Here is a 12,029-nt window from a genome sequence, read left to right as displayed (position 1 = left end):
AAAAATAGTACTGTTTGATGCTGAACTGTGACCTGCATGTCCATACCAACCACTCACGCGATGGTGAGTCGAGCGTCGAGGAGATCCTGCTTCAGGCAGAGAAGGTTGGGCTGGATGCAATTGCAATCACTGACCATGATACGATGGACGGGGCCTGGTACGCAGCCAAAATCAGGAGCAGGGTGCTGGTGATCCCCGGAATCGAAGTCTCGACGGCACAGGGTCACCTGCTGGTAATTGGGGGGACTGGCGTGATCCCGCCCGGCCTCGATGTGATCGAGACGATCCGGCTCGCCCATGCCCAGGGGGCCGTGACGATCCTGCCCCATCCGTTCCACATCTGGAGACACGCCGTCGGGCTGAAGGTGAAGTCCGCCCTTGAGGCGGTCGATGCGATCGAGGTCTTCAACAGCCGGTACATCGTCGGGCAGGCGAACAGAAAGGCTGCACGCGGAGCACGCAGGGTGCACAAACCGGCAGTCGGCGGATCGGACGCCCACCATGCCCGATATGTCGGGTTCGGGAGAACCACCATCGATGCCGAGCGGACCGTCGAATCGATCCTCGAGGCGATCCGGGCAGGAAAGACCGTGCCCGGCGGGAGGATGACACCGCTGCGGACCTATACCCGGCAGTCGATCAGAAGCACCTGGCGGCGTGTGCGGCGCCATGTCCATCGATGAGACTGGCATTCCGGCTCTCGTACGACGGGAATCGGTTCCGGGGTTCCCAGCTCCAGCCAGCCTACCGGACGGTCGAGGGGGAGCTGATCACCGCATGCCAGCGGGTCCAGCTCTTTGATGATCCGGGCAGGGCAGGGTTCGCCCTGGCCGGCAGGACCGACCGGGGTGTGCACGCCCGCGGCCAGGTCGGCGCCTTCTCGACACCGTTCCCCGAGCGGGCGGTGGAGGCACTGAACGGGCAGCTCTCTCCCGACCTCTGGTGCAACGGGTTCGCCGAGGTACCCCCCTCGTTCCATCCGCGTTTCGATGCCATATCCCGCACCTACCGCTACTTCTTTGCCGACTGGCCCCTCGACATCGGGGCGATGGACCAGGCAGCACAGGCTCTGGTCGGGACCCACAATTTCTCGAGGCTCGCACGGGTGAGGGAGAAGAGCCCGATCCGAACCGTCAGGTCGGCCCGGGTCTTTCTCGACCAGGGGATCCCGATCTTTGAGGTGACCGCCCACACCTACCTCTGGCACATGGTCAGATGCATGGCGGCGGCCCTCCTCTCGATTGGAACCCATGAGCAGGAGACGCAGCTGATGGAGAGGCTTCTCTCAGGCGAGTGCAGGAGAAATCCCCCGGCCGCTCCAGCTGATGGGCTGGTCCTCTGGGACGTAGACTGCGGGATCACTTTCACTCCAACCGAGCCCGACCCCCGGAGCAGGGACTGGATCGGGGGGGCCAGGCGGCAAGCGACCGTCCGGGAACGGATCATCGACCTCCTAGACCGGAGTGGCGTTGACCGACGGGGGGAGGAGCCGGGCGATGATCGCGGACGGAACCTGCTCTGAAGTCCTGACTGCAAGGGAGAATCCGGCATCCCCGTTGACGAGACCGTTGTACGTCGCATCGAGTCCGAAGTTGAATGAGAGGAGAGGATAACCGAGTATCGTCACCGCGGCCTGTTTCCGGGTGATCTCCTTCTGCTCCCCGATCTTGATATCATAGGGGACCTTGTCGACCGAGAGGCTGACATGGTCGGTGTACGGGATCGCAACGATCAGGATATTTCCAATCTGCACCGGGTTGGAGTTTGGAAAGATAACGTCGTAGGTGACGGTATATGGATAATGCGCCGCCTGTTCTGAACCGCCGATCGTGATCCCGATCGAGGTGACGGCGATGATCAGGACGATCAGTACGAGGCCGACCAGGGAGAGACCAGCGTACCAACCCCAGCGTGAACGGGCACTCCTCTTCGGAGGAACAGGGACGGGGGAGGAGCGGGAACGGGAAGGGACCGGCTCCATTGGTGTTGTTCCCTGGATCGGAGCTGGGGAAGGTCCCACAGGAAGGCCTCTCTCCGGTTCCGCTGCGCTTCCGACCTCTATCTCCTCATCGATCTCAAAGATCAGATCACGATCGTCCATACCCGTTCCTCACTGTACCTGTAGTATCGTGAGCGCCGTATAAGGGTTATGTGCCGGTAATTATCATTATAAAAGATGATAGATATATACTACCAGTGACCTACATGAGCGAACTACCGAAAGAGGAGTACCTGAAGAAATGCACCACTGCCTGTGCAGGGTGCAGCTCTTCCCTCTGCCTCCGTTATGTCCTGAAGGCCGCGGGCCCGGACACGGTGCTGGTGGTCCCTGCATGCTGTACCAGCGTGCTGCAGGGGATCTACCCGACCACGGCGTTGAACGTACCGGTCTACAATGTGGCGTTTGCAGCGGCTGCTGCCTGCGCTTCAGGGATGAGCTCGGCCTTTTCGGCCGCCGGCAAAGAGACAAATGTGATCGCCTACGCAGGCGATGGTGGAACCGTTGATATCGGGATCCAGGCACTCTCAGGGGCCTTGGAGCGCGGAACAAACTTTCTCTATATCTGCTACGACAACGAGGCATATGGCAACACCGGGATGCAACGCTCAGGGGCAACCCCGATAGGGGCCAGGACCACGACGACCCCTGGCGGAAAGATCGAGACCAAGAAGGATATCGACCGGATCGTCGCTGCCCATGAGCCGCCGTATATGGCGACCGCATGCAGTGCCTATCCCCAGGACCTGTACAAAAAGGTGAAGAAGGCACTCTCGATACAGGGGCCGAAGTTCATCCACATCCTCGCTCCATGCCCTCCGGGATGGCGGTACCCCGCAGAGAAGACGGTCGAGCTCGGGAAGCTGGCCGTCAAGACCGGAGTCTGGATGCTGTACGAACGGGAAGCGGGAAAACTGACGATCAATGGGATCTCCAAAGCCGCGATGAAGAAGCCACTCCCCCTCGAGGAGTACCTCTCTGCCCAGGGCAGGTTCAAAGGGATCACCCCGGATGCCGTCAGGGAGATGCAGCTGACGCTCGAACGGAGCCAGCGGCGGCTGCTCCATGAGGAGGAAGGACTATGCTGACGATAGGAACCGGGAACAAGGCGGTAGCCTCTGCGGCACGTGAGGCGCAGCCTGACGTCGTGGCGGCATATCCGATCACGCCGCAGACCGAGATCGTCGAGCAGATCGCAAACTATGTGACCGATGGCTCGATGAGAAGCCAGTACATCCCGGTCGAGAGTGAGCATTCGGCGATGGCGGCCTGCATCGGTGCCTCGGTCACCGGTGCCCGGACCTTCACGGCGACCAGTTCACACGGGCTGCTGTACATGCACGAGATGCTCCACTGGGCGGCGGCCTCGCGCCTCCCCATAGTGATGGCGAATGTGAACCGTGCGCTCGGCCCTGGATGGAACACCTGGGCGGAGCACTCGGACGCTTTCTCCCAGCGGGACACTGGTTGGCTGCAGGTCTTTGTGGCCACGGTGCAGGAAGCCTACGATGCGACGCTGATGGCCTTTCGGATCGCAGAGCACCATGACGTGCTGCTGCCGGTGATGGTGAACCTGGACGGGTTCTCGCTCAGCCACATCACACAGTCGCTCGATACGGTCGAGCTCGGGGACTTCATCCCGCCGATCGACCTGCCGCACCGGATCGATACCGCACATCCTGTCGGCTACGGACCGATGACCGGGCCTGATCAATACTTCAGGTTCAGATGGGACATCGAGCGGTCGATGCGCGATGCGGTGCAGGTGATCGCAGAGGTGGAATCCGACTTCGCCGCCCGTTTCGGCAGACAGTACGGGCCGACCGAGGAGTACCGGTGTGAGGACGCGGATGTGATCCTCATCTCGATGGGAACGCTCGGGAAGGAGGCCGAGATGGCGATCGATATCCTGCGGGAGGAAGGAATCCGAGCAGGAGGTATGCGCCTCCGCTGGTTCCGGCCGTTCCCGCAGCTCGACCTTGCCGGCCGGGAGGTCGTGGTGATCGACCGCGACTACTCGTTCGGGTTCGGCGGGGTGCTGGCCCACGCGATCCGGTCGACCTGCAGGACGGATGTCTACAGTGTGATCGCCGGCCTCGGTGGCCAGGAGGTCACCTATGACGATATAGCAGAGTTCGTCAGGTCCAGGAAGATCGGGACCGAGTACTGGTTTGGGGTGACGCCAGATGTTTGAGATTAGGATCCACTCCCGTGGTGGACAAGGTGGCGTGACCGCAGCCAAGCTGCTGGCTCAGGCGGCGTTCAATGACCACAAGTACGCGACTGCGGCCCCGTTCTACGGGGCAGAACGGCGGGGGGCCCCGGTGGTCTCCTTCGTCCGGATCAGCGACGAGCCGATCAAGGTGTACAGCCAGATCCGGTCGCCGGACCTGGTCGTGGTGCTGGACAGCAGCGTGATGGACGTGATCGATGTGCTCAACGGGATCAAGCCAGACGGAACGGTGCTGATCAACAGCGCCCATGCCGTGCCGATGGACGGGCATACCACCTACCATGTGGACCTGACCGGGATCGCCCTCTCGCTCGGGCTGGTGATCGCAGGGTCGCCGATCCTGAACACGCCGGTGCTCGGTGCACTGGCAAAGATGGGGATCGTCTCGCAGGAGTCCGCCATGAAGGCGATCAGCGGGACGTTCACTGATGAGCGGAATGTGAAGGCAGCAGAACGGGCCTATGCCGAGGTGACAGCATGAGAGAACGGCTTGCAATGAGTACCCCCGGCGAGGGGGCCGGAGGGAAAACCGGATCCTGGCGGGTCTTCCGCCCGGTGGTCGACAAGGAGAAGTGCAACACCTGCGGGCTCTGCGGGATGTACTGCCCGGATGGGGTGATCGACGAGGATCTGACGATCGACCTGGCATTCTGCAAGGGCTGTGGTATCTGCGCCAATGAATGCCCGAAGAAAGCGATCACGATGGAACGCGAAGAGCGATAAGGCACTTCCACTCTCTTTTTATCATACAGTCAGAGATAGGGCTATCGCCTGCTCAAGAGCCTGCTCCTGGATCTCGCCATTCTGGATCGGCGTGGTACTCCCGATCTGTCAGCCAGCAGATGGCCGGATGGGCTCACCGGAACCCGGGAACTGCACACACGGCGGGATCGGCCTCCTCCTTCTCCGGAACCGAACGCCGGACTCCGCCTTTTTTCACCCCGCTGTCGTCCCAGTGGCGGGGAATCATATGGAGATGGAGATGCATGATCGCCTGGCCGGCCGACCGGCCGATGTTCACCCCGATGTTGTAGCCGTCGGGGGCGACGGTCCGGACAAGGTACTCCTTCGCCTGCTGAATGAAGGGACCGAGCTCAGACCACTCCTCTCGAGTGAGGTCGAAGAAGGTGGGGAGATGCCGAAACGGGATCAGCAGCAGGTGACCCGGCGTGACCGGGTGAAGGTCCGATCGCGCATACCAGCGAAAGGAACGAAAGAGGATCTTCTCCTCCGGGGGATCACAGAAGGGACAGGGTTCTGGTGGCATACTCCTTCCAGGAGATGAACTACTAAAATATTTTCCGGTCATTGAGACACCGACAGGATGCCGATGTGTTATGATTAATAATGATAAATACAAATAGGAAGTAGAGTGGGTTCACGTGGAGCTGCTATTATTCCTGATACTCTTTCCGTTGATCATCGCTTTGCTGATGTACGCACTGCCTGAGCATGCACTCAAGCACCTGCTCGTACGCATCGGAGCACTGGTGATCGGCGTTGCCTCGGTCTACCTGGTTGCAACCTCGTTTGCACAGGGTGCTGTATTCTCGACGTTCGCTTCAGAGCCGGCCGGTCAGATCATGTTCGTGATCGAGATGCTGATGGCTCTCTTCATCCTGTACATGGGGGTGCGGTACAAGAACTACCTGGCCGTGGCCCTGATTCTTGTACAGTCTGCGATGATGATCTACTTTGAGACCACCTATGCAGAGCACCTGACGGCGATCCATAACCTGTTCGTCGACGACTTCACCCTGATCATGACCCTGATCATCGGGATCATCGGATCCCTGATCTGTGTCTACTCGATCCGGTACATGAAGGTCTTCCATGAGCATCACCCTGAGGTGGCCGACAGGAGAAGGATGTTCTTCTTTGTCCTCTTCGCGTTCCTCTCTGCGATGTTCGGGCTCGTCTTCTCGAACAACCTCGTCTGGGTCTACTTCTTCTGGGAAGTGACGACGCTCTGTTCGTTCGTGCTGATCGGATACACCCAGACCGAAGAAGCGATCAAAAACTCATTCCGGGCCCTGTGGATGAACCTCCTCGGGGGTCTCGGGTTCGCTGCTGCGCTGCTGTACCTGGCCGCTGTGCCGGCAGCAGGCGGTATCATCGAGCTCGACCGGCTGATCGGAGCCGGCCAGGCCGTGGCCCTGATCCCGGCGGTGCTGATCTGCTTTGCCGGGCTGACCAAGTCCGCCCAGCTGCCGTTCTCGTCCTGGCTGGTCGGGGCGATGGTTGCACCGACGCCTGTCTCGGCTCTGCTCCACTCCTCGACGATGGTCAAGGCAGGGGTCTATATCATCATCAAGATGGCCCCGATCCTGCAGGGTTCCCTTCCAGGGCTGATGCTCGCCCTGGTCGGCGGGTTCACGTTCCTGCTCGCCTCCGGGATCGCCATCTCCCAGTCCAACGCCAAGAAGGTACTCGCTTATTCGACGATCGCAAACCTCGGACTGGTTGTGGCCTGTGGGGGTATCGGAACCTACGAAGCGGTCTGGGCAGCGATACTGTTGATCATCTTCCATGCTATCTCCAAGTCGCTCCTCTTCCTCTCGGTCGGAACCGTCGAACACCAGATAGGGTCCCGGGACATCGAGGACATGGAAGGGCTGATCGCCCGGATGCCCCGGGTGGCTTCGATGATGATGGTCGGGATCGCTGGGATGTTCCTGGCCCCATTCGGGATGCTGATCAGCAAGTGGGCGACGCTCCGTGCATTCATCGATGTCCAGTTCGGCCTGATCCTGGTCGCGATCGTCGCCTTCGGTTCGGCGGTGACGCTCTTCTTCTGGACCAAGTGGATGGGCAAACTGATCGCCGTCCCCACCCCGCAGAAGAACCAGGAGGGGGGCGTCGGCAGAGAGGAGATTGGGGTACTGTATGCGTTGACGGTGCTGACCGTCGGCGTCTGCCTGCTCTTCCCGCTCATCTCCTCAGTGCTGATCGAGCCGTATGTGCTCGCGTCCTATGGTAAGGTCGCCCAGCTCGGACAGGACAATGTGATCATCATGCTGCTGATGCTCTTCATGGTGCTGCTGATGCCGCTCTCGATGCTGTACTACAGAAAGGACCGACGCCACCTGGCCCCGTACATGGGCGGACGGGCCACCAACGCAGATATGCAGTTTAAAGGGACATTCGGCGTGTATAAGCCGATCACAATCCACAACTACTACATGGAGAACTTCTTTGGCGAGACGAAACTGATGAAGGTCGGCGTGGTCCTCTGCACTGGGCTGATCGTGCTGATGGCCGGGGCCGTCTACGCGGGGGTGTGGTTATGACCTCAGTCCTCTACGCCCTGATCTTTCTGTTCTTCGCCCCGGCCCTCGGTGGGCTGCTGGCGGGGGTCGACCGGAAGATCACCGCACGGATGCAGGGGCGGATGGGACCGCCAGTGCTGCAGCCGTTCTACGACGTGCTGAAGCTCTTCGAGAAGGAACATGCGGTAGTCCACGCCTCGCAGAACTTCTACGTGCTCAGCTACCTGATCTTCATAGCCTTCAGCGGCGCCCTCTTCTTTGCAGGAGGGGACCTGCTGCTGGTGATCTTCGCCCTGACCCTGGCCCATGTCTTCCTCGTCCTCGGGGCGTATGCAGCTGCATCGCCGTACGCGTTCATTGGAGCCGAGCGAGAACTGATCCAGATCATGGCCTATGAGCCGATGGTGATCCTGATCGCCGTCGGGATGTACATGGTCGTGCACAGTTTCTATGTCAGTGCCCTGGCCACCACCGCGGTACCGCTGATCCTGTACCTGCCCGGGGTCTTCATCGGGTTCGCCTACATCCTGACGATGAAGCTCCGGAAGTCGCCCTTCGATATCTCGACCTCGCACCACGCTCATCAGGAGATCGTGAAGGGGGTCACCACCGAGTTCTCGGGTTCGACGCTCGGGATGGTCGAGATCGCCCACTGGTACGAAAACATCCTGCTGGTCGGGATGGGGTACCTGTTCTTTGCGTTCAACCCCCTGCTCGGGGTGGTGGCGATGATCGTCCTGTACTTCCTGGAGATCTTCATCGACAACACCTTCGCACGAGTGAAGTGGGCATGGGCCCTGAAGAGTATCTGGCTGGTTACCGCAGTCTTTGGACTGATCAACCTCGGTCTGCTCTACTGGAGGGCCTGATATGACCTATATGAAGAAGTCACCCTGGATCATCCACTACGACGCCTCAAGCTGCAATGGCTGCGATATCGAGGTGCTGGCCTGCCTGACGCCGATGTACGACCTGGAACGGTTCGGGATCATCAACACCGGCAACCCCAAGCACGCCGACATTTTCCTCGTCACCGGCGGTGTCAACGAACAGAACAGAGCAGTGATCAAGAATATCTATGATCAGATGCCTGAGCCTAAGGTTGTCATCGCACTCGGGATCTGCGCCACCAGCGGCGGGGTCTTCCGCGAGTGCTACAACATCATCGGCGGGATCGACAAGGTGATCCCAGTGGATGTCTACCTGCCCGGCTGCCCGGTCAGGCCTGAACAGATCATCGACAGTGTCGTCAAGGGTCTTTCGATCCTTGAAGAGAAACAGAGGCAGCTCGCTGCCAGGGGGAAGAGTGCATGAAGACTGAAGAACAGACCACCGAGGTGATCGAGATCCAAACGCTGCAGAAAAGGGCGAAGGAGATGCTCGATCAGGGCTACCGGCTGGTGCAGATCGGGTGCACGAACACCGGCGAGGTTTATGAGATCAACTACTCGTTCGATAAGGACTACCACTTCGTGAACCTGCGGATCATCATATCCCCGGGGACCGAACTGGCCAGCATCAGCGGCAGTTACCCGGGTGCGTTCGTCTACGAGAACGAGATCCATGACCTGTACGGGATCACTGTCACCGGCATGAACATCGACTTCAAGGGAACGCTCTATGCAACGTCGATCGCCCACCCCTTCGGCATAACCATCCAGAAAAAGGACGAATAATCATGGCAAAAAGAATAATCATCCCATTCGGGCCACAGCATCCTGTCCTCCCCGAGCCGCTCCATTTGGATCTGGTGCTGGAGGACGAGCGCGTGATCGAGGCGATCCCTTCGATCGGGTACGTCCATCGCGGTCTCGAGAAACTGGTCGAGAAGCGGGAGTACCCGGATATGGTGTACATCGCAGAGCGGATCTGCGGCATCTGCTCGTTCATCCACAGCATCACCTATTCACAGGCGATCGAACAGATCATGGGGGTCGAGGTCCCCGACCGGGCCCGGTACCTCCGGACGATCTGGTCCGAGTACTCCCGTCTCCACTCGCATCTTCTCTGGCTCGGTCTCTTTGCAGATGGAATGGGGTTCGAATCCCTCTTCATGAACGCCTGGAAACTCCGCGAACATATCCTCGACGACATGGAGGCGACCACCGGCGGGCGTGTGATCCAGGGGGTCTGCAAGGTCGGCGGGGTCAGAAAGGACGTCTCCAACCAGAAACTAAAAGAGATGGTGCAGGGGCTCGACGGGATCAAGCATGAACTGCGGGACCTGACGAAGGTCTTCTCGCACGACAGTTCGGTCGCTCACCGGCTCAGGAACGTGGGGGTCCTGCCCAAGGAGCAGGCCTACCTGCTCGGAGCCGTAGGACCGACCGGGCGGGGGAGCGGGATCAATATCGATATGAGGATGCTCGGATACGCGGCCTATGACGAACTCTCGTTCAAACCGGTGACCGAGTCCAGTGGCGACTGCCTGGGCAGGTGCCTTGTCAGGGCCAATGAGCTCTTCACCTCGATCGATCTGATCGAGCAGGCCGTCGACAAGATCCCTGACGGTCCAGTCGACATAAAGGTGACTGGCAGCCCTGATGGCGAGTTCTTCTCCCGGACCGAACAGCCGCGTGGCGAGGTGGTCCATTATGTGAAGGGGAACGGGAAGAAGAACCTGGTCAGGTTCCGGGTCAGGACCCCGACCTTCACGAACATTCCGCCGCTGGTCGAGATGCTGAAAGGGTGCGAACTGGCGGATGTACCGATCATCGTCCTCTCGATAGACCCCTGCATCGGCTGTGCAGAACGGTAATCTGGTGATATTATGGGACTCTTCACATTTGCAAAGACCGTAACAGCAACTCTCATGAAAAAGCCAGCGACGCTGAACTACCCGGCACGACCGGCAAAGAAGTACGACCTCTCCCGAGGACACCTGATGAACAATATTGATGCGTGCATCTGGTGCGGGCTCTGCTCCCGCCGGTGCCCGACGCAGGCCATCATCGTGGACAAAAAGGGGAAGACCTGGGAGATCGACCGGTTCAGATGCGTGGTCTGCAACTCCTGTGTGGAGATCTGCCCGGCCCACTGCCTGGTGATGGAGAACACGTACCTGCCGCCTGCCACCGAAGGGGTCAAGGAACTCTTCAGGCCGACCCTGGTAGAGACCGAGCCACTGCCCGAGAAGGCAGAGGGCTGATCCACCAGATTCGGTCCTCACCCGTTTTTTGAAAATTTTGGTCAGTACCGCTCTTCTCCGAGCAGGGCGAGGAGTGCTATGCTCATCGCACGGACACCGTTTTTGATCACACCCTCTGCATCAGGGGAGAATTTACCGCTGTGCAGAAATGCCGGGGGATGTGTACTGTTCGGGTCGACACTGCCCACCCGGAAGTAACAGATCGGAATTGGAGGGTCGACCGCCCCGAATGCACCGAAGTCCTCGCTGCCTGAGGACGGCGGGACGGCGATCACCTGCTCCTCACCGACCACCGCCCGGATGGCCGGGATCACCACGCCGGCCAACGCCGGGTCACAGATCATCGGCGGGGCCGACTCATCGAGCAGGGTCAGCATCGGGAGGCGCTCCTCCGGGACGCCGGCGCCGCGGGCGACGGAGGCGGTGATCCGTTCGATCGCGCTGATCAGGTGGTCTCTGACCCCGGGCGAGAAAAACCTGATGTTCAGGGTCAGTTCGACCTCCCCTGGGATCGCGTTATGCTTGGAACCGGTATGGATCGATGAGACGGTCAGCACGGCAAAGGCCTGTGGATCGATCTCGCGGGAGACGACGGTCTGGAGGAGCAGGATCGTCTCTGCGGCGATCACAATCGGATCGATCGCCTTGTTCGGATGGGCTGCGTGCCCTCCGACACCGAAGATCTTCAGATCGAACGACTCTGCCCCGGCCGAGGAGACACCCTCGGTGTAGATGACGGTGCCGACCGGGTACTCGGCCGCCACATGGAGGGCGAGGAGGGCATCCGGCGTGCCTACGGTGTTGTACAGCCCGTCCCTGACCATCGCCGCCGCCCCTGATACCCGCTCCTCTGAGGGCTGGCCGACCAGGACCAGCCGCCCGCTCCACCAGTCCTGCAGGGCGGCCATCACCCTTGCGACACCGGCGAGGATGGTCATATGCAGGTCATGCCCGCACGCGTGCATCACCGGCACCGACCGGCCGTTCCAGTCGACAGTGGTCTCGGTGCTGGCATAGGAGAGACCGGTCTCCTCCAGAACCGGGAGGGCATCCATGTCGGCCCTGACCAGCACGGTCCGGCCGGGGCCGGTGTCGAGCACCCCGGCGATTCCGAACCCGCCGATCCCGGTGGTGACCGTATACCCGGCAGTCTCCAGGGAGGTTGAAAGGGTCAGGGCGGTCTGCTCCTCCATCTCAGAGAGTTCCGGGTGCTGATGGAGTGTCCTGTACAACGAGAAGAGGGACGGGTACTCCTGTTCGATCATCCGGTCCACCAGGTCATGGCATGCGATCTTCACGGTTCACCTCTGCTCTACTCTCCTTTCGCCTTCTAATAATGGTAGCGTCGGACAGACCGTTCTCCCCGGGCAGGCAACAAAA

15 protein-coding genes are annotated in these 12,029 nt (G+C 60.3%); 12 read left to right on the top strand and 3 right to left on the bottom strand.

Annotated elements, in window-relative coordinates; translation table 11 throughout:
• Nucleotides 1-17: 17 nt before the first annotated feature.
• Both ACFKSJ_RS09645 and truA read left to right on the top strand, forming a co-directional pair.
• Entirely contained in the window at nt 18-683 is a 666-nt protein-coding gene (locus ACFKSJ_RS09645) for a PHP domain-containing protein (RefSeq protein WP_440949588.1), read from the top strand.
• Nucleotides 680-1,522 carry a tRNA pseudouridine(38-40) synthase TruA gene (truA, locus tag ACFKSJ_RS09640; RefSeq protein WP_440949587.1) on the top strand — a complete coding sequence of 281 codons (843 nt, stop codon included), beginning with the start codon at nt 680-682 and terminating at the stop codon, nt 1,520-1,522. Before ACFKSJ_RS09645 ends, truA begins: the two co-directional genes overlap by 4 nt.
• On the opposite strand, the gene ACFKSJ_RS09635 is transcribed toward truA, so the two are convergent.
• Complete coding sequence (locus ACFKSJ_RS09635) at nt 1,454-2,101, bottom strand: hypothetical protein (RefSeq protein WP_440949586.1); 648 nt, start codon at nt 2,099-2,101, stop codon at nt 1,454-1,456. The two genes, truA and ACFKSJ_RS09635, sit on opposite strands and share 69 nt — an antisense overlap.
• 104 nt (nt 2,102-2,205) lie before the next feature.
• On the opposite strand from ACFKSJ_RS09635, the gene ACFKSJ_RS09630 reads away from it, so the two are divergent.
• From ACFKSJ_RS09630 to ACFKSJ_RS09615, 4 genes are read left to right on the top strand one after another with little or no spacing between them, the layout of a single operon-like run.
• On the top strand, nt 2,206-3,087 hold the full coding sequence (locus ACFKSJ_RS09630) for a thiamine pyrophosphate-dependent enzyme (RefSeq protein WP_440949585.1): 882 nt from the start codon (nt 2,206-2,208) through the stop codon (nt 3,085-3,087).
• Nucleotides 3,081-4,193: a transketolase C-terminal domain-containing protein gene (locus ACFKSJ_RS09625; protein WP_440949584.1), complete on the top strand. Its 1,113-nt coding sequence runs from the start codon at nt 3,081-3,083 to the stop codon at nt 4,191-4,193. The genes ACFKSJ_RS09630 and ACFKSJ_RS09625 overlap by 7 nt, the downstream gene beginning before the upstream one ends.
• Complete coding sequence (locus tag ACFKSJ_RS09620) at nt 4,186-4,713, top strand: 2-oxoacid:acceptor oxidoreductase family protein (RefSeq protein WP_440949583.1); 528 nt, start codon at nt 4,186-4,188, stop codon at nt 4,711-4,713. The genes ACFKSJ_RS09625 and ACFKSJ_RS09620 overlap by 8 nt, the downstream gene beginning before the upstream one ends.
• A complete protein-coding gene (locus ACFKSJ_RS09615) occupies nt 4,710-4,955 on the top strand; it encodes a 4Fe-4S binding protein (protein WP_440949582.1) in 246 nt (81 codons plus the stop codon). The genes ACFKSJ_RS09620 and ACFKSJ_RS09615 overlap by 4 nt, the downstream gene beginning before the upstream one ends.
• 133 nt (nt 4,956-5,088) lie before the next feature.
• Here the strand turns inward: ACFKSJ_RS09615 and ACFKSJ_RS09610 are convergent, their stop codons facing one another.
• Nucleotides 5,089-5,499 carry an HIT family protein gene (locus tag ACFKSJ_RS09610; protein ID WP_440949581.1) on the bottom strand — a complete coding sequence of 137 codons (411 nt, stop codon included), beginning with the start codon at nt 5,497-5,499 and terminating at the stop codon, nt 5,089-5,091.
• Nucleotides 5,500-5,614: 115 nt separating this feature from the next.
• On the opposite strand from ACFKSJ_RS09610, the gene ACFKSJ_RS09605 reads away from it, so the two are divergent.
• Genes ACFKSJ_RS09605 through ACFKSJ_RS09580 form a run of 6 tightly spaced genes read left to right on the top strand, consistent with a single transcriptional unit; the run spans nt 5,615 to nt 10,649 of the window.
• Complete coding sequence (locus ACFKSJ_RS09605; RefSeq protein WP_440949580.1) at nt 5,615-7,522, top strand: NADH-quinone oxidoreductase subunit 5 family protein; 1,908 nt, start codon at nt 5,615-5,617, stop codon at nt 7,520-7,522.
• A complete protein-coding gene (locus tag ACFKSJ_RS09600; RefSeq protein WP_440949579.1) occupies nt 7,519-8,370 on the top strand; it encodes a respiratory chain complex I subunit 1 family protein in 852 nt (283 codons plus the stop codon). Before ACFKSJ_RS09605 ends, ACFKSJ_RS09600 begins: the two co-directional genes overlap by 4 nt.
• Nucleotide 8,371: 1 nt before the next feature.
• A complete protein-coding gene (locus tag ACFKSJ_RS09595) occupies nt 8,372-8,815 on the top strand; it encodes an NADH-quinone oxidoreductase subunit B family protein (RefSeq protein ID WP_440949578.1) in 444 nt (147 codons plus the stop codon).
• Entirely contained in the window at nt 8,812-9,177 is a 366-nt protein-coding gene (locus ACFKSJ_RS09590) for an NADH-quinone oxidoreductase subunit C (protein ID WP_440949577.1), read from the top strand. The genes ACFKSJ_RS09595 and ACFKSJ_RS09590 overlap by 4 nt, the downstream gene beginning before the upstream one ends.
• 2 nt (nt 9,178-9,179) lie before the next feature.
• Complete coding sequence (locus tag ACFKSJ_RS09585; RefSeq protein ID WP_440949576.1) at nt 9,180-10,259, top strand: hydrogenase large subunit; 1,080 nt, start codon at nt 9,180-9,182, stop codon at nt 10,257-10,259.
• 12 nt (nt 10,260-10,271) lie between these two features.
• Nucleotides 10,272-10,649, top strand: a complete 378-nt coding sequence (locus ACFKSJ_RS09580; protein ID WP_440949575.1) for a 4Fe-4S dicluster domain-containing protein — start codon at nt 10,272-10,274, stop codon at nt 10,647-10,649.
• Between the two features lie 41 nt (nt 10,650-10,690).
• Here the strand turns inward: ACFKSJ_RS09580 and ACFKSJ_RS09575 are convergent, their stop codons facing one another.
• A complete protein-coding gene (locus ACFKSJ_RS09575) occupies nt 10,691-11,947 on the bottom strand; it encodes a M20 metallopeptidase family protein (RefSeq protein WP_440949574.1) in 1,257 nt (418 codons plus the stop codon).
• Nucleotides 11,948-12,029 lie beyond the last annotated feature (82 nt).

This window comes from Methanosphaerula subterraneus (assembly GCF_052055875.1).
GTDB classification, from domain to species: domain Archaea; phylum Halobacteriota; class Methanomicrobia; order Methanomicrobiales; family Methanospirillaceae; genus Methanosphaerula; species Methanosphaerula subterraneus.
This window is presented reverse-complemented; position numbering and strand designations above follow the sequence as displayed.

Excerpts from the sequence above, each read along its gene's own strand:
- ACFKSJ_RS09645 (WP_440949588.1), top strand. The coding sequence starts at position 18 with ATGCTGAACTGTGACCTGCATGTCCATACCAACCACTCACGCGATGGT.
- truA (WP_440949587.1), top strand. The coding sequence starts at position 680 with ATGAGACTGGCATTCCGGCTCTCGTACGACGGGAATCGGTTCCGGGGT.
- ACFKSJ_RS09635 (WP_440949586.1), bottom strand. The coding sequence starts at position 2,101 with ATGGACGATCGTGATCTGATCTTTGAGATCGATGAGGAGATAGAGGTC.
- ACFKSJ_RS09630 (WP_440949585.1), top strand. The coding sequence starts at position 2,206 with ATGAGCGAACTACCGAAAGAGGAGTACCTGAAGAAATGCACCACTGCC.
- ACFKSJ_RS09625 (WP_440949584.1), top strand. The coding sequence starts at position 3,081 with ATGCTGACGATAGGAACCGGGAACAAGGCGGTAGCCTCTGCGGCACGT.
- ACFKSJ_RS09620 (WP_440949583.1), top strand. The coding sequence starts at position 4,186 with ATGTTTGAGATTAGGATCCACTCCCGTGGTGGACAAGGTGGCGTGACC.
- ACFKSJ_RS09615 (WP_440949582.1), top strand. The coding sequence starts at position 4,710 with ATGAGAGAACGGCTTGCAATGAGTACCCCCGGCGAGGGGGCCGGAGGG.
- ACFKSJ_RS09610 (WP_440949581.1), bottom strand. The coding sequence starts at position 5,499 with ATGCCACCAGAACCCTGTCCCTTCTGTGATCCCCCGGAGGAGAAGATC.
- ACFKSJ_RS09600 (WP_440949579.1), top strand. The coding sequence starts at position 7,519 with ATGACCTCAGTCCTCTACGCCCTGATCTTTCTGTTCTTCGCCCCGGCC.
- ACFKSJ_RS09595 (WP_440949578.1), top strand. The coding sequence starts at position 8,372 with ATGACCTATATGAAGAAGTCACCCTGGATCATCCACTACGACGCCTCA.
- ACFKSJ_RS09590 (WP_440949577.1), top strand. The coding sequence starts at position 8,812 with ATGAAGACTGAAGAACAGACCACCGAGGTGATCGAGATCCAAACGCTG.
- ACFKSJ_RS09585 (WP_440949576.1), top strand. The coding sequence starts at position 9,180 with ATGGCAAAAAGAATAATCATCCCATTCGGGCCACAGCATCCTGTCCTC.
- ACFKSJ_RS09580 (WP_440949575.1), top strand. The coding sequence starts at position 10,272 with ATGGGACTCTTCACATTTGCAAAGACCGTAACAGCAACTCTCATGAAA.